Annotated in this window: 19 protein-coding genes and 1 pseudogene; 4 read left to right on the plus strand and 16 right to left on the minus strand. The window is 71.3% G+C overall.

Annotation, left to right across the window (positions count from 1 at the left end; all coding sequences use genetic code 11):
• Positions 1–33 precede the first annotated feature (33 nt).
• From BI06_RS12185 to BI06_RS12250, 14 genes are all read right to left on the minus strand, one after another.
• Positions 34–648 (minus strand): FMN reductase, encoded by a 615-nt coding sequence (locus BI06_RS12185; RefSeq protein WP_043467815.1) that lies wholly within the window; start codon positions 646–648, stop codon positions 34–36.
• Positions 645–1,742 carry an LLM class flavin-dependent oxidoreductase gene (locus tag BI06_RS12190; RefSeq protein ID WP_030396158.1) on the minus strand — a complete coding sequence of 366 codons (1,098 nt, stop codon included), beginning with the start codon at positions 1,740–1,742 and terminating at the stop codon, positions 645–647. Before BI06_RS12190 ends, BI06_RS12185 begins: the two co-directional genes overlap by 4 nt.
• Before the next feature lie 153 nt (positions 1,743–1,895).
• Positions 1,896–2,732: an alpha/beta fold hydrolase gene (locus tag BI06_RS12195; RefSeq protein ID WP_043467818.1), complete on the minus strand. Its 837-nt coding sequence runs from the start codon at positions 2,730–2,732 to the stop codon at positions 1,896–1,898.
• Positions 2,733–2,797: 65 nt separating this feature from the next.
• Positions 2,798–5,602 carry an AAA family ATPase gene (locus BI06_RS12200; RefSeq protein WP_082558441.1) on the minus strand — a complete coding sequence of 935 codons (2,805 nt, stop codon included), beginning with the start codon at positions 5,600–5,602 and terminating at the stop codon, positions 2,798–2,800.
• Between the two features lie 11 nt (positions 5,603–5,613).
• Positions 5,614–6,519: a carbohydrate ABC transporter permease gene (locus BI06_RS12205; RefSeq protein ID WP_233290117.1), complete on the minus strand. Its 906-nt coding sequence runs from the start codon at positions 6,517–6,519 to the stop codon at positions 5,614–5,616.
• A complete protein-coding gene (locus BI06_RS12210; RefSeq protein WP_043467821.1) occupies positions 6,516–7,481 on the minus strand; it encodes a carbohydrate ABC transporter permease in 966 nt (321 codons plus the stop codon). The genes BI06_RS12205 and BI06_RS12210 overlap by 4 nt, the downstream gene beginning before the upstream one ends.
• The gene (locus BI06_RS12215; protein WP_043467824.1) at positions 7,481–8,809 is read right to left on the minus strand and encodes an ABC transporter substrate-binding protein; all 1,329 of its coding nucleotides are present in this window, start codon (positions 8,807–8,809) and stop codon (positions 7,481–7,483) included. The genes BI06_RS12210 and BI06_RS12215 overlap by 1 nt, the downstream gene beginning before the upstream one ends.
• Positions 8,810–8,970: 161 nt before the next feature.
• Positions 8,971–9,696, minus strand: coding sequence for an alpha/beta fold hydrolase (locus tag BI06_RS12220; protein WP_043467827.1), 726 nt, complete (start codon positions 9,694–9,696; stop codon positions 8,971–8,973).
• A gap of 61 nt (positions 9,697–9,757) precedes the next feature.
• On the minus strand, positions 9,758–10,501 hold the full coding sequence (locus BI06_RS12225; RefSeq protein ID WP_043467829.1) for a GPR1/FUN34/YaaH family transporter: 744 nt from the start codon (positions 10,499–10,501) through the stop codon (positions 9,758–9,760).
• A gap of 81 nt (positions 10,502–10,582) precedes the next feature.
• Positions 10,583–12,010: an NAD(P)/FAD-dependent oxidoreductase gene (locus BI06_RS12230; RefSeq protein WP_043467831.1), complete on the minus strand. Its 1,428-nt coding sequence runs from the start codon at positions 12,008–12,010 to the stop codon at positions 10,583–10,585.
• Positions 12,010–12,606 (minus strand): Dps family protein, encoded by a 597-nt coding sequence (locus BI06_RS12235; protein WP_030396167.1) that lies wholly within the window; start codon positions 12,604–12,606, stop codon positions 12,010–12,012. The genes BI06_RS12230 and BI06_RS12235 overlap by 1 nt, the downstream gene beginning before the upstream one ends.
• Positions 12,607–12,693: 87 nt before the next feature.
• Positions 12,694–13,215 (minus strand): DoxX family protein, encoded by a 522-nt coding sequence (locus BI06_RS12240; protein WP_043467833.1) that lies wholly within the window; start codon positions 13,213–13,215, stop codon positions 12,694–12,696.
• A 5-nt stretch (positions 13,216–13,220) separates the two neighbouring features.
• The gene (locus BI06_RS12245) at positions 13,221–13,883 is read right to left on the minus strand and encodes a hydrolase (RefSeq protein ID WP_030396169.1); all 663 of its coding nucleotides are present in this window, start codon (positions 13,881–13,883) and stop codon (positions 13,221–13,223) included.
• A gap of 384 nt (positions 13,884–14,267) precedes the next feature.
• Positions 14,268–14,948 (minus strand): TMEM175 family protein, encoded by a 681-nt coding sequence (locus tag BI06_RS12250; protein ID WP_037781258.1) that lies wholly within the window; start codon positions 14,946–14,948, stop codon positions 14,268–14,270.
• A 737-nt stretch (positions 14,949–15,685) separates the two neighbouring features.
• Here BI06_RS12250 and BI06_RS12255 point away from each other — a divergent pair.
• Together BI06_RS12255 and BI06_RS12260 are read left to right on the plus strand one after the other, a co-directional pair.
• Positions 15,686–16,585, plus strand: a complete 900-nt coding sequence (locus tag BI06_RS12255; RefSeq protein WP_078880335.1) for a ribosome-inactivating family protein — start codon at positions 15,686–15,688, stop codon at positions 16,583–16,585.
• A 198-nt stretch (positions 16,586–16,783) separates the two neighbouring features.
• Complete coding sequence (locus BI06_RS12260) at positions 16,784–17,005, plus strand: hypothetical protein (protein WP_030396172.1); 222 nt, start codon at positions 16,784–16,786, stop codon at positions 17,003–17,005.
• A 78-nt stretch (positions 17,006–17,083) separates the two neighbouring features.
• On the opposite strand, the pseudogene BI06_RS55480 reads toward BI06_RS12260, so the two are convergent.
• Together BI06_RS55480 and BI06_RS12265 are read right to left on the minus strand one after the other, a co-directional pair.
• Positions 17,084–17,374 (minus strand): annotated as a pseudogene (locus BI06_RS55480) (transposase); the annotation flags it as partial.
• 384 nt (positions 17,375–17,758) lie between these two features.
• Positions 17,759–17,986 carry a hypothetical protein gene (locus tag BI06_RS12265; RefSeq protein ID WP_030396173.1) on the minus strand — a complete coding sequence of 76 codons (228 nt, stop codon included), beginning with the start codon at positions 17,984–17,986 and terminating at the stop codon, positions 17,759–17,761.
• A 505-nt stretch (positions 17,987–18,491) separates the two neighbouring features.
• Here BI06_RS12265 and BI06_RS12270 point away from each other — a divergent pair.
• On the plus strand, positions 18,492–18,695 hold the full coding sequence (locus BI06_RS12270; RefSeq protein ID WP_030918248.1) for a cold-shock protein: 204 nt from the start codon (positions 18,492–18,494) through the stop codon (positions 18,693–18,695).
• A 368-nt stretch (positions 18,696–19,063) separates the two neighbouring features.
• The gene (locus BI06_RS12275) at positions 19,064–20,608 is read left to right on the plus strand and encodes a DEAD/DEAH box helicase (RefSeq protein ID WP_043467838.1); all 1,545 of its coding nucleotides are present in this window, start codon (positions 19,064–19,066) and stop codon (positions 20,606–20,608) included.
• Positions 20,609–20,679: the final 71 nt, after the last annotated feature.

Genomic DNA, 20,679 nt, shown 5'->3' on the forward strand with positions numbered 1-20,679 from the left:
GCCCGGGCAGGCGGCACCTCGGAGCGACCGGTCTCAGTCGAAGCGCAGATCGGCGAGCTGTCGTTCGAGGGCGGTGACGTCGTCCTCGGGTTCGGCTCGGGCCGGGCGGTCGGCCATGAGCGCGGCCAGCTCGCCGCCCGCCCGGCGGATGCGGCCGGGCAGGCCGTCGGCGTACTCGTCTCCTCCGGATCCCCAGTCCGCGGACGCCGCGTACACCGCGGTGGGGACGACGGTGGCGCGCAGGTACGCGAAGAGCGGTCGCATGGCGTGCTCCAGCACGAGGGAGTGGCGAGCCGTACCACCGGTGGCCGCGACCAGGACCGGTTTGCCGGCGAGGGCGTCCGGGGCGATCACGTCGAAGAAGGACTTGAACAGGCCGCTGTAGGAGGCCGTGAACACGGGGGTGACGACGATCAGGCCGTCGGCTCCGGTCACCGCGTCGATCGCGGCGGCCAGGCGCGGTGCCGGAAAGCCGGTCACGAGATGGTTGGCGACATCGCCGGCCAGTTCGCGCAGCTCCACGACCTCGACCGACACGGCACGGCCCTGGACGGCGAGTTCGTCGCGGACCGAATCGGCCAGCCGGTCCGCGAGCAGGCGGGTGGAGGAAGGGGTGCTCAACCCCGCGGAAACGGCGACCAGTTTCACGCGGCGCCCACCTCCTGCGCAGTGGCGGCGGCCGTGACCCGCGCCGCGTGGGTGGGGGCGTCCGGCACGTCGTCCGGGCGTCCGATCGCGAACTCCCGGCGCAGCACGGGCACGACCTCCTCGCCGAGGATGTCGAGCTGCTCCAGGACGGTCTTGAGGGGCAGGCCCGCGTGGTCCATCAGGAAGAGCTGGCGCTGGTAGTGGCCCACGCTCTCCCGGAAGGACAGGGTCCGTTCGATGACCTGCTGGGGAGAGCCCACGGTCAGCGGGGTCTGCTCGGTGAACTCCTCCAGCGACGGACCGTGCCCGTAGACCGGCGCGTTGTCGAAGTACGGACGGAACTCCCGTATCGCGTCCTGCGAGTTCTTGCGCAGGAAGACCTGGCCGCCCAGCCCCACGATGGCGTCCTCCGGGCGACCGTGGCCGTGGTGGGCGTACCGGCGCCGGTACAGCTGCACCATGCGCCTGGTGTGATCGGCCGGCCAGAAGATGTTGTTGTGGAAGAAGCCGTCGCCGTAGAACGCGGCCTGTTCGGCGATCTCCGGTGACCTGATGGATCCGTGCCAGACGAACGGCGGCACCCCGTCCAGAGGTCGGGGTGTCGACGTGAAGGCCTGCAGGGGCGTGCGGAACCTGCCCTCCCAGTCCACCACGTCCTCACGCCACAACCGGCGCAGCAGCGCGTAGTTCTCCTTGGCGAGGTCGATGCCCTGGCGGATGTCCTGTCCGAACCAGGGGTACACCGGTCCGGTGTTGCCACGCCCCAGCATGAGGTCGACCCGGCCGTCGGCCAGGTGCTGGAGCATCGCGTAGTCCTCCGCGATCTTCACCGGGTCGTTGGTGGTGATCAGGGTCGTGGCGGTGGACAGGACCAGCTTCTCGGTGCGGGCGGCGATGTGTCCGAGCAGGGTGGTCGGGGACGACGGGACGAACGGGGGGTTGTGGTGCTCTCCGGTCGCGAAGACGTCCAGGCCGACCTCCTCGGCCTTGAGGGCGATGGCGACCATCGCCTTGATGCGCTCGTGCTCCGTCGGAACACGGCCGTCGGTGGGGTCGGGTGTCACGTCCCCGACGGTGAAGATGCCGAACTGCATGATGCTTCTGCTCTCCTGAACCTGTCTGGATGCGGTGATCGCGGGCCCCGAAGCCGGAGGACGCCCGTCGTCCGGTTCGGGGCCCGCGGCAGCCGGGCCGGTCGTCCGGCTGCCGCGGGCGGGGTCACCCCGTGTGAACCGGCGGGAGCCGCCTCACTTCGCCAGGAACGCGAGGAGCGCCTTGTTGACCTCCTCCGCGTGGGTCCACAGCAGGCCGTGCGGGGCGCCGTCGATCTCGACGTAGTCGGCGGACGGGAGGGCGGTGTGGAAGGGACGCGCGGTGTTCTCGGCCGGGAGGATGCGGTCGGCCGTGCCGTGCAGGATCAGGGCGGGGACGTCGACGGCCGGGATGTCGGCACGGAAGTCGGTGTACCAGGTCGACGGCGCCGCCGAGGCCGCGAAGGAGCCGCCGCCGGCCGCGGTGTTCCAGCTGTTGCGGACGGCCTCCTCGCTGATGCGGGTGCCCAGGTTCTCGTCGAGGTTGTAGAAGTCGTTGAAGAAGGCGGTGTAGTAGGCGTAGCGGTCGGCCTTCACCGCGGCGACGATGCCGTCGAAGAACTCCTTCGGGGCGACACCGTCCGGGTTGTCGTCGCTCTTCAGCAGGCAGGGCTCCAGCGAGGCGAGGAAGGCGACCTTGGCGACGCGGGCGGAGCCGTACGCGGAGACGTAGCGGGCGACCTCGCCGGTGCCCATGGAGAAGCCCACGAGGACGGCGTCGTTCAGGTCGAGGGTCTCCATCACGGTGTTCAGGTCGGCCGCGAAGGTGTCGTAGTCGTAGCCGGTCGTCGGCTGGGAGGACCGGCCGAAGCCGCGGCGGTCGTAGGTGATGACGCGGTAGCCGGCGTCGAGGAGCGCGGCGCTCTGGCGCTCCCAGGAGTGGCCGTCGAGGGGGAAGCCGTGGATGAGCACGACCGGCTGGCCGGTGCCGTGGTCCTCGTAGTAGACCTCGACGGCGGTGGTGTTCTCCTGGCCAACGGTGATGTACGGCATGGCTGTGTGTTCCTCGCTTCGGTTCGGCTGGTCCGCGCGTCGTCGCGGCGCGGAATGCCGTCACGCTATGGCGGGGGAGGCGCCGCCGATTGTCGTGCGGCGCCCCGGGCCTTGCCCGCGGGCGCAGAGTGCGCCGACGCGGACGCGGACGGGCCGGTCGCGTCGACTTCGGCCTGCGCCAGTACCAGCCGGGTCAGGTGGACCCGTGAGTTCACCGAGAGCTTGCGGAAGATCGACGTCAGATGCGTGTTGACCGTGTGCGGAGACACGATCAGGGCGGCAGCGGCCGACCGGTTGGTGTGTCCTGCGGCGATGAGCCGGGCGACCTTGCGTTCCGAAGCGGTGAGCGCGTCCCACCCCTGGCTGGGGCGAGGGCGGGCCGGGCGTCGACCGGAGCCCGTCACGGCCCGGTCCAGTTCCGCCCGGACCTTGTCGGCCTCGGACCCGGCCCCCGCGTGGGCGTACGCCTCGTAGGCCCTCGTCAGGGCGGGTATCGCGGCGGCGTCTCCTACGACAGACAGCGCGCGGCCGAGGTCGGCGCGGGCCGCCGCGAGGTGCAGCGGCCGGGGCCCGTTGAGAAGGATCCGGACGGACCGTTCCAGAAGGCCGGGATCGGCGTTCACCAGCGCCGCCGTGTGCGTGGCCGTCCCCTGTGCCGTCGGCACGGCGGGGTTGTGGGAGGCGTAGTCGGCCGCCTGGGCCGCGAGGTCCACGGCCAGGGCCCGGTCTCCGGCACGCAGGGCGATCTGCACGGCCTCGACGAACCGGGTGCGCAGGAGCCTCCAGCGGACGAAGGGGTGGTCCCGCTGGGCGGACCGCAGCCGTTCGGCCGCCGCCGCGTGATCGCCGTCGGCGTCGGCGAGGAGGGCCTCCAGGTACTGGTGGGCGGCGTGGTTCCCCGGGTTCGGCCGGCCGGCCACCGCCGCCCTGACGACCTCGACGTGTTCCTCCGCGGCTTCGCGATCGCCACGCAGCAGCGCCAGCCAGCCCCGGTGGACCCGAACGTTGACCAGGTTCGCGGGCACGTGGATGTCCGCTTCCAGCCGCTCGGTGGTGACGAGGTCGGCCTCCGCGTCGTCGAGCCGCCCGAGCCCCAGATTCAGGCTTCCCTGCGCCCACATCAGCATCGCGGGTCGCAGCGGGTCGTCGCCCGCCGTCCGCAGCAGGTGCCGGGCCGTGTCGAAGTCGTCCAGGTGGACACGGGCGACGACCTCCTCGGGCAGGAACGCCGCGTCGAACGCGCTGAGCGCCGTGTGGTGGTCGACGGCGGACGCGCACTCGCCCGCGTTGAGGGCGATCTCGCCCAGGCCCCACAGCGCGATGACGCGGGCCTCCCGGTCCTGTGCGCGCTCCGCCTCGGCGAACGCCCGTTCCGCGGTCGTGCGAGCGCTGCCGAGGTCGCGGCCGCGGGACTGGGCGAGCGCGAGTCGCGCGGTCAGCCGGGCGCGGACCGCCGGGTCGGTGACGACGCCCAGGGCGGCCCTCGAGCGGCGGGTCAGCTCATGGATGTCGTCGAGGTGCCACAGCGTGTCCCCGAGGACCGACTGCAGACGGGCGAAGACGTCGAACGGGGGCTGCCGGGCCAGGAGGACGTCGCCGGTCTCCCGTGCCCGGGTGTACCGGCCCGCGCGGGTGAGGGCGGTGATGGCCCGTTCACCCACGTCGAACTCCGTGGGATCGTGGGGCGGCACCAGGTCCATGGCACGTACGGACAGATCGGCGGCGAGGTCGGGCATGACGGTGAGTACGTCCGAGGCGGCGCGGCCGAGCAGCCGGATCGCCTCCCGGTCACCCGGTTCGGCGCTCTTGAGCAGGTGCGGGACAGCGTCGGCCGAGGTGCGGCCCGCCGCGACGAGCAGACTCGCCGCCTCCCGGTGCAGTGCCCGCCGCGCGGAGGGTGCGAGGTCGGCGTAGACCGCCTGCCGGAGCAGGTCATGGCGGAACACGAGGCGTTCGCCGTCGTCCTCGATGAGCCCGGCGCCGATCGCCTCGTGCAGTTCGCCGATGAGGCCCGAGGCCGGCCTGCCGCACAGGGCCGCGGCGTCGGCGAGGTGGAAGGCGCGGCCCAGGACCGAACCGATCCGCAGGAATGCGAGGGTGCCCGGTCGGAGCGCGGACAGCTTGCCGCGGACCCCGAGCACCAGCCGCTCCGGCGGCTCGGCCCCGTCCGCACCCGACGCCGCGATGCCTTCCAGCACCTCCGTCGCGAGGAACGGGTTACCGCCGGCGGTGTCGAGCAACCCGGTGACGCGATCCGGCACCGTCCCGCCGAGTACGTCCCGCGCCAACTCGGCGAGCGCCGCACCGGACAGCGGCCGCAGCGCGAGCGTCGCCGTCCGGGTGGCGCCCCCGCGCAGGTCCGGGTTCTCCCTCCCCGCGAGCAGCCAGAGAACCGGGGAGGCCAGCAGTCGCGCCGGCATGACGTTCAGTGCGAACCGGCTCAGCGGATCGGTCCACTGGACGTCGTCGATCGCGATCAGTGTGGGAGCGCCCGTCGAGCGCTCCTCGATCAGCCGGGCCAGCCGTTCGACCAGCCAGACGCGCTGGTCGTGGTGGCCCGCCAGGTGCGCGAAGTCCTCCGCGGCCAGCAGCGGCGGGTCGCCGTGCAGCAGGCCCGAGGCCAGCGACGCCAGCGGTGCCAGCTCGTGCAGCTCCTCGGCGCGCCCCTGGCTGACGGTGAACCCGCTGGCGCGTGCGATCGAGACGGTCTCCTCCAGCAGGGCGGTCTTCCCGATCCCCGGCTCGCCCAGGAGCAGGGCGATCCCACTGCCGTCGCCGGCGCGCACCGCCTCGACCATGGCCCGCAGCTGTTCCAGCTCGGCTTCCCGGCCGCGCAGACCCGGCCGGCTCAGCCGGGCGTCCGTGCTCATCTCCTGCGGTGTCATCCCTTGACGGACCCCGCGAGCAGACCTCGGGCGACGTGCCGCCGGAAGAGGAGGAAGACGAGCAGCGGGACGAACGCCGACACGAACGCTCCCGCGGTGAGCCGCTGCCACTCGTTGCCGCGCGTGCCGGCCATGGCCGCCAGTCCGACCGTCACCGGAGCGGTCTCGGCGGTCCCGCCCGACAGCGTCATCGCCACCAGCAGGTCGTTCCACACCCAGACGAACTGGATGACCGCGAACGTCACCAGGACCGGGCGGGCCAGCGGCAGCACGATCCGGAGCAGCAGTGTCGCGTGTGACGCGCCGTCGACCCGGGCCGCCTCGATCAGGTCACGGGGCAGTCCGGCCAGGTAGTTGTGGAGGAGGAACACCGCGAACGGCAACGCGAAGACCGTGTGCGCGAACCACGCCTGGCTGAACCGAGCCGCTCCGGTGGCGTTCCAGGCGGGCAGGAACAGCCATCCGCGGGAGAAGAGCCGCAGCAGTGGGACGAGCACCATCTGGAGGGGCACGATCTGGAGCGCGAAAATGCCGACGACGAGCACATCGCGCCCCTTGAAGTCGATCCACGCCAGGGCGTACGCGGCGAGGAACGCCAGCGTGAGCGGGAACAGCACCGAGGGCAGGGTGATGACGATCGAGTTGACGAGGTGGTCGGCGAGCCGGCCCGACGCGTTCCCGGTGCCGAACAGCACCTCACGGTAGTTGGCGAGCGTGACGTGGGGCGCGCCGAACACGGTCCACCAGCCGGTCGTCTTGATCTCGGCCTCGGGACGGAACGAGGAGAGGAACAGACCGAGCGTCGGCACGGTCCACAGGATCGCGGTCACCACGGCGGCCAGCGAGAACACGCGGGACGACAGACGCTCCCGGACACCGCTCACCCCGCGCACCCCGCTCACCCCACGCTCCGCTGCGTACGGACCTTGTAGGCCACGACAGGGGTGACGAGGAGGAAGAGCAGCACCGCGAGGGCCGCGCCGTGGCCGGTCCGGCCGTAGCGGAAGGACTGGTCGTACATCTCGTGGGCGATGACAGCGGTGTCGAACTGCCCGGCGGTCATGGTTTTGACGATGTCGAACGCCTTGAAGGTGCCGATCACCTCGGTGAGGACGACGACGAGCAGCGTGGGTCTGATCGACGGCACGGTGATGTGCCGGAAGATCTGCCGCGGTGACGCGCCGTCCAGCCGGGCCGCCTCGACGATCTCGCCGGGAACCGCCGTGATCGCGCCTGCCAGCAGGAGGGCCGCGAAGCCTGTCTGGGCCCACACCATCGCCACGATGAGGAACAGGACGTTCCAGGGGGAGTCCACGAGCCACTGTCTCGGCTCGCCGCCGAACGCCACGACGAGTTCGTTCAGCAGCCCGATCTGCTCCGCGCCGGCCGGCCGGTAGGCGTAGACGAACCTCCAGACCAGGCCGGCGCCGACGAACGAGATCGCCATCGGCAGCAGGACGAGGGACAGGGCGAGCGCCCGGAACCGCGCACGGACGACGGCCGCGGCGTAGAGGAGACCGATCCCCGTCACCAGCGGGGGCACGAGCACCACCCACGCCAGGGTGTTGCGGAGCGCGATCAGCGCCTCGGGGTCGGTGAACATCCACACGTAGTTGTCGACGCCGACCCAGGCGTCCCCTTCGTCGTCCATGAACGACAGGCCCAGGGTGTGCAGGCCGGGCAGAAGGAGGCCAATGGTGAGCAGCAGCAGGGCGGGGGCCAGCAGCAGGAAGGCCGCGCCCCGTCTCCGTGCCGGCCCTCGGTGCAGTGCCAGGAGGATCAGGCCGACCACGGCCGAGAACGCGACGACGCCCTGGAGAAGGTGGGCCAGCTTCGGTTGCTGAGCGACGACGTCGAACGGCATCAGTGGCTCGGCCAGGACCGTTCGATGGCCGCCGCCACCGATTCGGTGTCCTTGCCGCTGATCCAGTCGACGGCTCCCTTCCAGAAGGTGCCCGCGCCGACGGCCGCGGGCATCTGGTCGGAACCGTCGAACCTGAACTGTGTCCGGGGATCCTGGAGCAGCTGGATCGAGAGCTGGTCGATCGGGCCGGCGGCGTCGGCCGGATCCACTCCCTTGTTCGCGGAGACGAAGGGGCCCTTCTTCATCCGAGCGTTGGCGAAGTCGGCGCTCGCCAGGTATTCCCGGAAGGCTCGCACCTCGGGGCGGTCGGAGAACGCCGTGGCGAACGTCCCTCCGCCCAGGACGGGCTTGCTGGTCGTGTCCGCCCCCGGAAGGAGGAAGGCGAACACGTCCCCGTCCGGTCCGATCCGGGTGCCCTTCGGCCAGTGCTCGGCGTAGAACGACGCCTGGCGGTGCATCGCGCAGTCGCCGGAGAGGATCGGCGTGCCGCCGTCCTGGTAGGAGATCGAGGCCATCGAGCGGGCCGATCCGTAGCCGCCGTTGGCATAGCGGTCGCTCCTGAGGATCGATCCCACCGTGTCCATGGCCCGGACCACTCGCGGGTCGTTGAACGGGATCCGGTGGGAGACCCACTGGTCGTAGACGTCCGGCCCCTGCTGGCGGAGCAGGACGTCCTCGATCCAGTCCGTCACGGGCCATCCGGTGGCCTCACCGGATTCGAGGCCCGCACACCACGGACTGACCCCCGATGCGGCGACCTTCTCCGTCACGTCCATCAGTTCGGCCCAGGTGCGGGGGACGGTCAGCCCCTTGTCCCGGAAGAGCTTCGGCGAGTACCAGACGAAGGACTTCACGTTCGCGACCAACGGAGTGCCGTAGAGGGTGCCGTTCACGGTCGCGTAGCTGTTCCAGTCCGCCGACCAGCCCTGTTCGGCCAGGGAGACGAGCTCCGCGCTCGCGGGTCGGAGCTTCCCCCCGCGCGCGAAACGTTCCAGGAGCCCGGGCTGGGCGAAGAACGCCACGTCGGGGGCGTGGCCGCCCTCGACCCGGAGTTGGATCTGGGCCTCGAACTCCCCGCTTCCCTCGTACTGGACGTCGATTCCCGTGCAGGCGGCGAAGCCGGCCCAGGTCTCTTCGAACAGGTCTGCTTCCCGGTCCCGGCTGGGCGCGTAGACGGTGACGTGGGTCCCGGGGTGTTTGCCGTACCGCGTGTACGGCCCGCAGTCCCCGGCCTCGCCGGACGAGGAAGAGCTGGGAGGGGCGACGCATGCGGCGGCCGTGACGACGATGGCGATAACGGCGAGCGCGAGCCTCGCGCCGAACCTCATGGGTGTGCTTCCTCCGTTCGCCCGCCGAGTGTTCTCGGGGGCGGACCGAAGCTACCAGCGTTCGAACATAATCAACCAATCGTTCGAGGTCACAGGCTTGTGTGCCCGTCCGAGCCCACACCGGAGGGTGGGCTCGGACGGGCACCGGCGGCGCGGGCGGGTCAGCGGGTGACGGACCGGGCCGCGTCCTGGATCAGCGCGGCCACTGCTTCGGGCCGGGCGAGCATGACCAGGTGCGAGGAGTCGACCTCGACGGTGGTCATGCCGGCCCGCTCGTAGCCGTAGCGCTCCACGTCGGGGTTGATGGTCCGGTCGGAGGTGGCGACCAGGCCCCACGACGGCTTGCTCTTCCAGGCCGCGACCGGGGCCGCTTCCGAGAAGGCCCGCGCGGCCAGGGGGCGCTGGGAGACGGCGAGCACCGCGGCGAGCCCGGGGTCGACGTCGGCGGCGAAGAGGGCGGGGAACCGCTCGACATCCACCGAGACGTCGGTGCCGGCCTCGGCGGATCCGATCGCGGGGAACGGCGTGAAGACGAGCGCGTCGGCGAGGCCGGAGTCGGGGAAACGCCCCTGCAGCTCGCCCAGGCTCTCGCCCTCCTCCAGCACGTATCCCGCCAGGTAGACGAGTGCCCGGACGTTCTCCTCCACGCCGGCGAGGGTGATGACGGCGCCACCGTAGGAGTGGCCGACCAGGATCACGGGTCCGTCGACAGCACGTATCACCGAGGCGATGTACGCGGCGTCTTCCACCAGGCTGCGGTTGGGCACGGCGGGAGCCACTGCCTTCAGGCCCGCGGCGGTCAGCTCCGGTATGACGCGGGCGTAACTGGAGGCGTCGGCGAAGGCGCCGTGGACCAGCACGACGGTGGGTTCGGCGGATCGGGACATGGGGGAACTCCTGTTCAGTCGTTGTGACGGTGCGGTTGCGGTGTTCACGAGCGCGGGACGGTCAGAGCGTTCGTCGCACGCCGGCCTGGCGTTCCAGGTTGCGGAGCTGGACCGCGAGGTCGCCCTCGACAGCGGTGTGGGCCGGCCCGCTGCGGCCGATGGGCAGGACCTCCTCGCTGCGCATGTCCTCCAGCATCAGGGCGAAGGCGGTGTACATCGCGACGATCGCCACCACGAGACCGAGGGCCCCCGACGTGCGGGTGAGCCATTCGGCGCCGGTGAGACCCGACAGACCGGTGGTCGCCCAGCGGGGCAGGGAGACCAGCAGGACGAGCCACAGTGCGCGCTTGGGCCGTGTCACGGCGGTCATCAGCGCCCCGAAACACAGAAAGGCAAGGTTGAAGACGCCCAGCACGCGCAGACCGTCGGGCGCGCCGCTGAACATGACGAGCGCGTAGGCCAGCCAACTGCCGGCGAAGATGCCCATCAGCGTCGCCGCGATCACGTCCCGGGCGCCGAATGCCAGGATGCTCACCAGGAACTGCAGCGCGAAGGCCGGCAGCACGCACAGGGCGACGGCGCCGCGGGCCTCTGTGTCGAAGAGGCCGAGCTGCATGCACCCCGTCATCACGGAGGCGATCGCCACCGTGAAGAAGCCCAGCGGCATGGGGGAGGCGATGGGGCGGAGGTTGATCCGGGTCATCGACCGGAGGTCGGGTTCGAAGCGGCGTTCCGGGGGAACGTCCGGTCGGCTGCCCTGTACGTCGTCGGCGCCGCCGGTGGTGGAGGGGGAGGTCGGACTCATGGTGGGGATCTCTCGTTCAGCGCCCGGAGCAGGGGCGGGGGAGGCGAGCAGGGCACGCGGAGGGCACGGGCGGAGGTCGCCTCAGATGCCGTACGCCTCAAGGAGGCGCAGCCAGACCTCGCTGACCGTCGGGAAGGCGGGGACGGTGTGCCGCAGACGTTCGAGCGGGACTTCGCCCACGATGGCGACGGTGGCGGTGTGGATGAGTTCGGTCGCCATGGGGCCGGTGAGGGTGCAGCCGACGACGACTCCGCGGGTCTCGTCCACGACGAGCTTGGCGTAGCCGCGGTAGTCGTCGGCGTACAGCGCGGCTCCGGTGACGTCGCCGATTCGGTACTCCACCACGCGTACGGCGACACCCGCTTCGCGTGCCGCTCGTTCGGTGAGGCCGACGCTCGCGATCTCGGGATGCGTGAAGACGGCCTGCGGGACGGCGACGTGGTCGGCCTGCGCGCTCCAGGCCTGCCAGTCGCCGCTGTCCGCCGGGCGGCCTGCGGCTCGTTCGGCGATCGCCGCGGCGCAGGCACGGGCCTGGTACTTGGCCATGTGGGTGAGCGGCGCGCGGTGGTTCACGTCGCCGACGGCGTACAGCCAGCTGCCGTCGAGGGCGGTGACGCGACAGGTGTCGTCGACCGGGAGCCAGTCACCGCCCGGCAGCCCGACGGTCTCCAGGCCGAGGTCCGCCGTGCGGGGGCGCCGGCCGACGGCGGCCAGTACCTCGTCGCACGCCAGGACGGCGCCGTCGTCGGTCTCCACGGTCACGGTGCGAGCGGCCCCGTCGCGGGCGACCCGGAGGGCCGAGACCCCGAAGCGGACCGTCACGCCCAGGGTGGTCAGTCCGCGGGCGACTTCCTCGCCGGCACGCGGTTCCCAGCCCGTCAGCAGAGCCTGGTCGCGGACGAGCAGGGTGACGGTGGAGCCGAGTGAGCCCCATGCGGTGGCCATCTCGCAGGCCACCACCCCGCCGCCGAGGACGACGAGCCGCTCGGGCACCGCATCGGCCGTGGTGGCCTGCCGGTTGGTCCACACACCGATCCGGTCGAGCCCTTCGACCGGCGGCAGCGCGGGTTCCGTGCCGGGGCTGAGCACGACCGCGCGCCGGGCCCGCAGGGTGCGGACGGCGCCGTCGGCCCCGGTCACCTCCACCCGGCGCTCCCCGGCGAGCCGTCCGTGCCCTCGTACGAGGGGTATGCCGGCACTGGTCAGCCAGTCGGCCTGTCCGGTGTCGTCACCGCGGCCGGTGAACCGGTCACGGCGGGCCAGGACCCGCGCCGGGTCGAGTGCCGCCGTGACCGCCTGCCGGGACCCGTCGACCGACCGCGCGGCCTCCCGGGCCGCGCCGGGACGCAGCAGGGCCTTGCTCGGCACGCACGCGCGGTAGGAGCACTCGCCGCCGACCGCCTCGGCTTCGACGAGGACGGCGGTCATACCGGACCGGACGATCCGGTCGGCGACGACCTCGCCGCCCGGCCCGCCGCCGACCACGACGACGTCGAACGTCTCCTCCATCAGCTCTGCACCAGAGGGGTGTCCACGAGGTGTTCGGCCAGGAACCACACCTGCGCCTCGCCGGGGCGGATGACCTCGGAGACGAGCAGGTCGGTGCTGCCCTCGTCGCCCTCCGCCGAGATCCGGGCGGCGGCGTCCCGCGCGTCGATCAGGATCCGCTCGTGCGCGTCGAGGAGCCGCGACAGCATGACGGGGACCTTCTCCACACCGTTCGGCGGTCGCGGAATGGCCGTCAGCTCCGCGACGTGGCGCGGGTCTGCGACCGCGACACCGCCTAGGCTCTGGATTCGCTCGGCCAGCGCGTCCACGACGGCCAGCTGGGCCTCCGCGTGCTTGTCCAGCATCAGGTGGAGCGAGTAGAAGGTCGCCCCGCGCATCAGCCAGTGGTGCTTCTTGTAGAGGGAGTACAGGATCTGCGTATCGGCGAGCACGCGGTTGAGGCGCTGGCAGGCGTACATGCGGGTGTCGTGGCCGAGGCCGATCGGCAGCTGCTTCAGCGTGCCGAACGCCTGGGTCTCGCCGCCCTTCTGGTGCAGCAGCGGCTGACCGCCGCCGCGCGAGGGTGCGGTGGTGGATGCGGTGGTCGCGGTTTCCATCGGTACTCCTGGTGTGGAAGGTGGGAGGGCCCGGCCGCCCGCGCGGGGGTCGCAGGGCGGCCGGACCCGGTCTGTGGCGGCTCGTACTCAGCGGCCGCCGGGGGCCGCGGTCCGCGCCGCCGCCGGGGCCCGGCCGTGCAGTACGAGCCGGGTGAGCAGCCCGCTGCCGAGGCCGGCCACGAGGGCGGCGGCGGCCCACCACAGCGGGTACGGAGTGAGGCCGAGGGCCGCGTCCAAGGACCACGCGCCGGGGCCGGTGGCAGCGAGAGCGGCGGCGGTGCCGATGAGGACGAGCGGGTACTCGTACCCGTCGTTCTGCACCCAGAGTCCGTGGTGCCACTTCACGGTGAGCGCGACCGTCATGACCCCGATGACGCCGGTCGCGGCGAGCGGGGTCAGAAAGCCGGCGGCGAGCAGCAGCCCGGAGCCGATCTGGCCGCCGCCCGCCGCCAGGGCGGTGACGACACCGCCGCGGAAGCCGTCGGCGCGGAACTCCTCCGTCCCGCCCTCGAGTCCCTTGCCGCCCAGGTGGGAGCTGATCTTCTGCACGCCGTGACCGGCGACGAGCAGGCCCGCCAGCAGACGAAGGATCAGAATGCCGGTGTCCACGAGCGTCAGCCCGCGGCGTGCGCGCCGATGACGCTCTGCGCGTACACGACGCCCAGGCCGTACGCACCCGCGTGGGCCTTGACGATCTCCATGACCGCGCCGTACGTCTCCTGGCGCGCCCAGTCGCGCTGCAGCTCCAGGAGCACCTGCACCCAGGTCACCGGCACCGCGCCGGCGGCCAGCATCCGCTGCAGTGCGTGCTCGTGGGCGGCCGGGCTGACGCCACCGGAGGCGTCCGAGACGACGTACACCTCGTACCCCTGCTCCAGCGCGGAGAGCGCGGGCAGCACCAGACAGACCTCGGTCCACAGGCCGGCGAGGACGATCTTCTTGCGCCCGGTCGCCTTGACCGCCGCGACGAGGGCCTCGTCCTCCCAGGCGTTCATGCTCGTCCGGTCGATGATCTCGTGCTCGGGGAACACCTCGGCGAGCTGAGGCAGCAGAGGCCCGGAGAAGGACTCGGCGGCCACCGTGGTCAGGACGGCCGGCACGCCGAAAGCCCGAGCCGCCTTGGCGAGCCCCACGGTGCTGTTGATGATCGCGGTGCGGTCACCGCTGCCGGTGCCGAAGAACATCTGCGGCTGGTGGTCCACGAAGAGCATGACCGCGTTGTCGGGCGTGAGGAGGTCCGAACTCGGGGCGGCCTGAACCTTGGTGATGTCGAACATGAGGGATCCTTTCGGAGCAATCGGTAGGGTGCTCACCGCATTCGCGGCTTCGGCACACCCCGAAACTACGGCCGGATCGATCGGCCGAATCCTCCCTCTGTGCTCAGGAATTGGCACCACAGCGCACTACCGGGGGATGAATCGGCGCGGTGACGCGGTGACGCGGAGGCAGCAGCCCACCCGGTGACGCCGCTTCTCGGCAGACTGCGGCCCGTCCGGAGCGCCCGTACCTCCACCGAGCTGGCCCTGGACGGCCGGCTCGTGCTCGGCGAGGACCGGTTCCTCGACATAGACGCGGGGGCCTCCCACGGTACATCTCATCCGTGGGAGGCCCCCAAGCATGCAACCAGGTGTGCCGGCCGGACCGCTCGCCGGTTCTCTCGCCTACTCCTGGCGATTCGCTTCCCGTCGGCCGCGACCGGGCAGCCGCAGCCCCTCGCTGGTCAGGAAGTAGAAGACCGGCAGCACGACGAACACGGCGAGTGCGACGACCGGGGCGGTCAGCGCACCGACCGCACCGGCGAGGAGATACGCCATCACGCCGGCCCACGAGCGGAGCCTGCCGTGAGCGACGTAGGAGGGTTCGACAGCGTGGTGCAGCAGTTCCGGACGCCGGTCCAGATGGCTGTAGAGCACGATCCAGCTGCCGCACATGCCTGCCGCGATCCCGGCGTACAGCGCGACGGCCACGCGAGCGTCGCTGTCGATGACGCTGTTCTGCAGCGCGCCCGACAGCACCGCGGTGGGAAAGGCGAGCGCCGCCGTGGTGAAGAGCAGGAGGAGATTGGCCGCGTGCAACCCGCGATCCATGGCACGTATCCGAACGAAGGCCTGATGGTGATTCAGCCAGATGACCGCCACATAGCTGAAGGAGGCCAGGTAGCCGAGGTAGACCGGCCACTGGCGGAGCAGGGCCCGCCCGAGTCCGCCCGGTTCGTGGGGCGGATCCGTGAGCCCGAGGACCAGGATGGTCACGGCGATGGCCAGCACGCCGTCGCTGAACGCCTCCGCGCGGGCGGTCTCGGAGCGAGCGAGCCTCCGCGGGAGGCCGTGGTCGTCCGTCATGTCGTTCTCTCCTCCGGTCCCGGGCCGCACCACCCGATGAGCCCGAGGTCGTTGTGCCACCGACGGCACACCGGAGCACTCCGGGCGGAATGGCCGCCGCTCGTCGACATCCACCAGGCCTCCGCCGGGGAAGGCGGAGGCCGCGGCGCGCCCTACGGGGCGGGTGGGGCATGGACCGGGCTGCACGGGCAGGCGAGGTCGACACCGGTCGTCACCGTACGTCCGCCGGTCACAGCCGGTCGGTCCATCCGTGCCCCGGTTCTGGCCTGTGCGCGAACAGCCGTCGGAGGTCTTCGTCCTCCGACGGCTGCACATACCTGCTCTTGCCGAAAACCTCATCCGCCCCGATCAGGTCGCATGTTGGTACTCGTGGAGGAGGCCGCCGAGTGTGTCAGGCGAATGAGAAGTGTGCGGCGGCTTCGCGGGCCGTCGAAGGCAGGAGGCCGGCCGGCAGCATCTCGGTTGTCAGGGCCAGGAACACGGCCGCCGACAGGCTGAGCGGCCCGCTGACGGGAGCGGCCCGGGACGGGGCTCACGGGGGCGGCTGCCGGGGGCGGTCGGCGACGACAGGACGGCGGTGCACTGCCGGTCAAGGGCCGAGGCCCTGACGGCACATCAATGGATCACAGGGTCGATTAGCGTGCCGACAGCGCGCCGTGGGTGCTCGCCGTGTGCGAAAGCCGGTGGCCGGGCGTGCGCGCTGACGACCTGTCGTTACACGATCGAGGGATTCCCGCATGCTCACAATGAATGGACCCGGTGCACTGGTACGCGTGCGCCGACGGCTGGTCGGCTCACTGGTCGCCCTGGCGCTGGCGGTCGGGCTCATGGGTATGACACCGCCCGCGGCGCACGCCGACACGAACAACCGTCTCAGCAACATCAACTGGGAAATCAGCGACCTGAGCGGCGGCGGTGCTCAGGCGCACCAGCGGTACTGGGACGTGATCGCCCAGCTCCACTCGCTCAGCAGCCACGACTGGTTCAGGACCGACCTGGACGAGACCGTCGTGGCGGACAACGACCAGCTCATCCAGATCAGCCTGTTCCAGAGCGGCGCCTACCAGGGGGCCATTTACTTCTGGCCGCACAACCTGTACCTGGCCGGCTTCTACCAGGTCGGGGGCACGCACTGGGTATTCAACGACGGCAACGCGTCGAGGGAGCGCTTCAACCGGGTGCTGGGCGTCCAGGCGAGCACCCTCCCCTGGTCCAGCAACTACAACGGCCTTCCCGGTGGCGACACTCGGTACAACCAGCAGATCAACGGGCCGAGGCTCGACAACGCCCTGCGGCAGGTCCGTCAGATCGCCGCTCTCCAGAACAGCGCCAGCGGGCGCGCCGTCCTGGCGGACTCCCTCATCATGATGATCCAGGCCACCTCGGAGGCAGCGCGCTTCGGGCGGATCTTCGACAACATCCGCGGCAACATCCGCGACCACGGTCTCGCCCAGATCGGCCGGGACAACGTCAACCTGGAGACGAACTGGGCCGGGATCTCGAACTGGGTCTACCGGGTCATGAACAATGCCGGTACCCCGCCCATCTTTGCCGGTGGTCAGACGTTCTACACGTTGCAGCAGCTGATGCTGTACGTGGGCTACCTGGACCTCTACAGCGGGTCGCGTCCCCGCTAGTAGTGCTTTGTCGGGAGGCTTGTCGCATCGTGTCATCGGTAGTTCTCCGTTGGTATGAGGGCTGGGGACCTTGCGTTGCGGCGGGGTCCGTCGTTGAAGCGGGCGTGGTTCCGAATTGGGCATGGCTGTGAGGCCCGTGGCACCAGCTGTTGTGACGGGCCGTGGGTCGAAGTGCTCTCGTGGCGTGACGAGTTGGGGGTGGAGGTACTGCCGCCCGAGTGCGCGCGGGTCGCGGGCCTGGTCGAGCGCGACGCGGCCGGCGGCGGGGAGGGGGTGCGGGCGCGGGTGATGCGCGAGCATCTGGGCTGGCCGGCGAGTGACGGGAAGGAGCAGGCGGCCCGATTCAGGGCAAAGCGGCTGGTGGAGCGGGGCTGGTTGACCGAGGCGTGGCCGGGGCTGTTCAGGCCGCGGACCGCTTGACGCGGCGCGGGGAGGTCGGCCCGAGCGAGCCAGTCGGCGGGTGGCCGGGATGCCCGCGACCCACCAGGCCATCGCCTGTGCGCTGTTGATGCGGGTCTCGTAGTCGCGGGCCAGGCGCCGGACCCGGATCAGCCAGGAGAAGGACCGTTCCACGATCCACCTGCGGGGCAGTACCACGAACCCTTTGGCGTCGTCGCAGCGCTTGAGGGCCGGGGCATCGCCCGGATCGTGTGGTCCGGCGGTGACGAGGAGGTCGGCTCCGAGGGGTGGTGACGGTGAAGCCCGAGGCGCCGAGGACTTCCGACAGGGCGAGTACGAGCGCGCTGCGGATGCCGCGGAACTCGGCGCGCCCGGCAGCGTCGGCGGGATGCGGACAGGCTTGGATGCTGGTGTCGATCAGGTCCTGGCCGGGACTCCGTGCCAGCACCAGGCCGGTCCCTGGTCGGTGCTGGGCGGAGAGCCCGGCGGCTTGGGGCGGCACCGGCTCGAACCCTCGGAGGGAGAGCACTGCGCAGACGGACTCAAACGGGTGTTTGTCATCCACGCACGGAGTTTGTCGCCCGCCCGGCCCGCTGTCGGCCGCCAAGGGCGACTCGTCGCGCGTCTTTCCGGCCGTTGCAGGTGGGACTCCGGGCCGGACCGGTGGGCGCGGTTCGGCCAGGTCGGGGTGTGCGTCTCGTGGACGGCATGCCGTCCACGAGACGCACCCTGTGCGCTGCGGTGTTCCCGGCCGGGAGCCGCGTGCGTCCTGGGTCAGAGTTTGAACATCGCGGTGTAGGGCTGGGTGATGCGTTCCCGCCGCGATCCGAAGTCGACGAGTACCGCGATGTCGCTGTCGCCTTCGACCCCGACGGCCCGGCCGAGGCCGTAGGTGTCGTGGGTGACGCGGTCGCCGACGGCGAAGTGCTTGCGCGGCGCCTCGATCCGGGCCTTGAAGGGACTGGTGGGCAGGACGCGGCGAACTGCTGCAGATTTCGTCATCCCCTGCAGTATGCGCCGAAAATCGCGGGAGCGGGCCTTCTCCGGCGTATTCGATTTCGCAGCTGCGACAAGAATTTCGCGCACGCCGCCCGCAATGATCGCCGGTCGCGCCGGTGGGCGCGGTGCGGGGCCGGCGTGGCAGGGCGGGCGCCTCAGGGCCTGCGCGACCCGCCCGTCCAGGTAAGCCGGGCAGCGGCCTCCGAAGGCGCTGCAGCTGGCCAACCAGGCTGCCAATCAAGCGTGTTGACGGTCCTGCGGCCTCGTGGTCGGCGGCGCCCGGCGCGAGGCGCCGCAGAACCGGGGGTGGAATATCCGCCCGTGGCGGGCTGGGGCCTGCTAGAGTCTCCCTAGTTGCAGTAGTGGTTCCCATGAACTTTGTGTGCGCCTGCTGATGTTTCGCAGGCGCCTTTTTGTTTCCCGGCTCTTCCCCGGGTGGGTGCTCATCGCGGCGACTCGGAGCGCGCACTGTGCGGGTTTCGGACAGCCCCTTGAAGGAGATTTCTTTATGGCTAATGGCACTGTGAAGTGGTTCAACGCGGAAAAGGGCTTCGGCTTCATCGAGCAGGAGGGTGGCGGCCCGGACGTCTTCGCCCACTACTCGAACATCAACGCCAACGGCTTCCGCGAGCTGCTCGAGGGCCAGAAGGTCGAGTTCGACGTCACGCAGGGCCAGAAGGGCCCGCAGGCCGAGAACATTCGTCCGCTGTAGTTTTTCTGCCACGGCACCCGCCTGGTAGCGAGGGGCCCGCACCGCGTACATGATGCCCGGTGCGGGCCCCTCGGCATTGCGCCACGACGCACATCCCCGGCCGTTTCCGGCTCCTGGCTCCGCCACCGGCTGCCATCCCCACGCGAGACGCACAGCGCCGCGTCCGGATCGCCGCCCTGCCGTGACAGCTCACGGTTCGAGGTTCTTCGCTCCCGCCCCGCGGTGAGCGCCGGCCTGAGGTGACGTGCCGCACGGTTTCACCGTCCACGCCCCGCTCCCCATGCTTTCGGCCCGTTCCCGCAAGGCCTCCTGCCGGCGCCCCGCGCTGCGGAGTCGCCTCGCGACGTGCCGCCCCAGGAAGGTTTCACATGAACCGCTCCAGTCGCTCCCCGTACCAGAACACCAACTCCCGCACCTCGGCCTCCTCCCGCTCCGGCGGCTCCTACGGATCCCGCTCCGGCGGCAGTTCCTTCTACGGCGACCGGCCCTCCGGTGGCCGCTCCCGCCAGGGCTCCTCCCTGCAGGGGGAGTTCGCGATGCCGGTGAGCACCACCCCGTCGCTGCCGGCCGTCGAGGCGTTCGACGAGCTGGAGATGCCGAAGGCACTGCTCGCGGTGCTGACCCGCCAGGGCGTCACCGCCCCGTTCCCGATCCAGGCCGCCACGCTGCCGAACTCGCTGGCCGGCCGGGACGTCCTCGGCCGGGGCCGTACCGGCTCCGGCAAGACCATCGCGTTCGGCCTCGCGCTGCTGGCCAGGACCGCCGGGCAGAAGGCCGAACCGCGCCGCCCGCTGGCGCTGGTGCTGGTGCCCACCCGGGAGCTGGCGCAGCAGGTGACCGAGGCGCTGACGCCGTTCGCCCACGCGGTGCGGTTGCGGATGGCCACGGTCGTCGGCGGGATGTCGATCGGCCGGCAGGCGCAGACGCTGAACCGGGGTGCGGAGGTCGTGGTGGCCACCCCCGGCCGGCTCAAGGACCTGATCCGGCGCGGCGACTGCCAGTTGGACGGGGTCGGCATCACGGTGCTCGACGAGGCCGACCAGATGGCCGACATGGGCTTCCTGCCGCAGGTCACCGAGCTGCTGGAGCAGGTGGCCGAGGGCTGTCAGACGATGCTGTTCTCGGCGACCCTGGACCGCAACGTGGACCGGCTGGTGCGGCGGTTCCTGAAGGACCCGGTGACGCACTCGGTGGACCCGTCGGCGGGTGCGGTCAGCACGATGGAGCACCATGTGCTGCAGGTGCAGAACTTCGACAAGAACGCCACGATCGCGCACATCGCCTCCCGCGACGGCGGGGTGATCATGTTCATCGACACCAAGGACGGCGCCGACCGCCTGGTGGACGACCTGCTCGCCAACGGCGTGAAGGCCGCCGCCCTGCACGGCGGCAAGTCCCAGCCGCAGCGCAACCGGACCCTGGAGCAGTTCCGCAACGGCCAGGTCACCGCGCTCATTGCGACCAACGTCGCCGCCCGCGGCATCCACGTCGACGGGCTCGACCTGGTCGTCAACCTGGACCCGCCGAGCGACCACAAGGACTACCTGCACCGCGGCGGCCGCACCGCCCGGGCCGGGCAGTCCGGCACCGTCGTCACCCTGGTCCTGCCCAGCCAGCGCCGCGGCATGGCCCGGATGATGGCCACCGCCGCCATCACCCCGGTCACGACCCGCGTCAGCGCCGGTGACGAGGAGCTGGCCCGGATCACCGGTGCCCGGGTGCCCACCGGCATCCCCACCGTGATCGAGGCCCCCGTCGTCGAACGCCCCCGCCGCGGCACCTCCACGAGCCGCAACCGCCGCAGGCGCCCCGCCCTCACCGTCGGCGCCACCGGTGCGGCTGCCGTGGGCCGTGCCGGCCAGGGTTCCTCCGGCCGCCGCCGGGCACCTCGCCGCGTCGCCCTCGCCGCCTAGCACGTACGTGGGGGCCCGGACCTGCCGCCGCAGTCCGGGCCCCACCAACTCGCCGAGTGCAGAGCAGTCTC

It is taken from the genome of Kitasatospora sp. MBT66 (genome assembly GCF_000710405.2).
Lineage (GTDB): Bacteria > Actinomycetota > Actinomycetes > Streptomycetales > Streptomycetaceae > Kitasatospora > Kitasatospora purpeofusca.

Excerpts from the sequence above, each read along its gene's own strand:
- BI06_RS12250 (WP_037781258.1), bottom strand. The coding sequence starts at position 14,948 with ATGACGGACGACCACGGCCTCCCGCGGAGGCTCGCTCGCTCCGAGACC.
- BI06_RS12220 (WP_043467827.1), bottom strand. The coding sequence starts at position 9,696 with ATGTCCCGATCCGCCGAACCCACCGTCGTGCTGGTCCACGGCGCCTTC.
- BI06_RS12195 (WP_043467818.1), bottom strand. The coding sequence starts at position 2,732 with ATGCCGTACATCACCGTTGGCCAGGAGAACACCACCGCCGTCGAGGTC.
- BI06_RS12275 (WP_043467838.1), top strand. The coding sequence starts at position 19,064 with ATGAACCGCTCCAGTCGCTCCCCGTACCAGAACACCAACTCCCGCACC.
- BI06_RS12225 (WP_043467829.1), bottom strand. The coding sequence starts at position 10,501 with ATGAGTCCGACCTCCCCCTCCACCACCGGCGGCGCCGACGACGTACAG.
- BI06_RS12215 (WP_043467824.1), bottom strand. The coding sequence starts at position 8,809 with ATGAGGTTCGGCGCGAGGCTCGCGCTCGCCGTTATCGCCATCGTCGTC.
- BI06_RS12190 (WP_030396158.1), bottom strand. The coding sequence starts at position 1,742 with ATGCAGTTCGGCATCTTCACCGTCGGGGACGTGACACCCGACCCCACC.
- BI06_RS12230 (WP_043467831.1), bottom strand. The coding sequence starts at position 12,010 with ATGGAGGAGACGTTCGACGTCGTCGTGGTCGGCGGCGGGCCGGGCGGC.
- BI06_RS12255 (WP_078880335.1), top strand. The coding sequence starts at position 15,686 with ATGCTCACAATGAATGGACCCGGTGCACTGGTACGCGTGCGCCGACGG.
- BI06_RS12200 (WP_082558441.1), bottom strand. The coding sequence starts at position 5,602 with ATGAGCACGGACGCCCGGCTGAGCCGGCCGGGTCTGCGCGGCCGGGAA.
- BI06_RS12235 (WP_030396167.1), bottom strand. The coding sequence starts at position 12,606 with ATGGAAACCGCGACCACCGCATCCACCACCGCACCCTCGCGCGGCGGC.
- BI06_RS12245 (WP_030396169.1), bottom strand. The coding sequence starts at position 13,883 with ATGTTCGACATCACCAAGGTTCAGGCCGCCCCGAGTTCGGACCTCCTC.
- BI06_RS12270 (WP_030918248.1), top strand. The coding sequence starts at position 18,492 with ATGGCTAATGGCACTGTGAAGTGGTTCAACGCGGAAAAGGGCTTCGGC.
- BI06_RS12265 (WP_030396173.1), bottom strand. The coding sequence starts at position 17,986 with ATGACGAAATCTGCAGCAGTTCGCCGCGTCCTGCCCACCAGTCCCTTC.
- BI06_RS12210 (WP_043467821.1), bottom strand. The coding sequence starts at position 7,481 with ATGCCGTTCGACGTCGTCGCTCAGCAACCGAAGCTGGCCCACCTTCTC.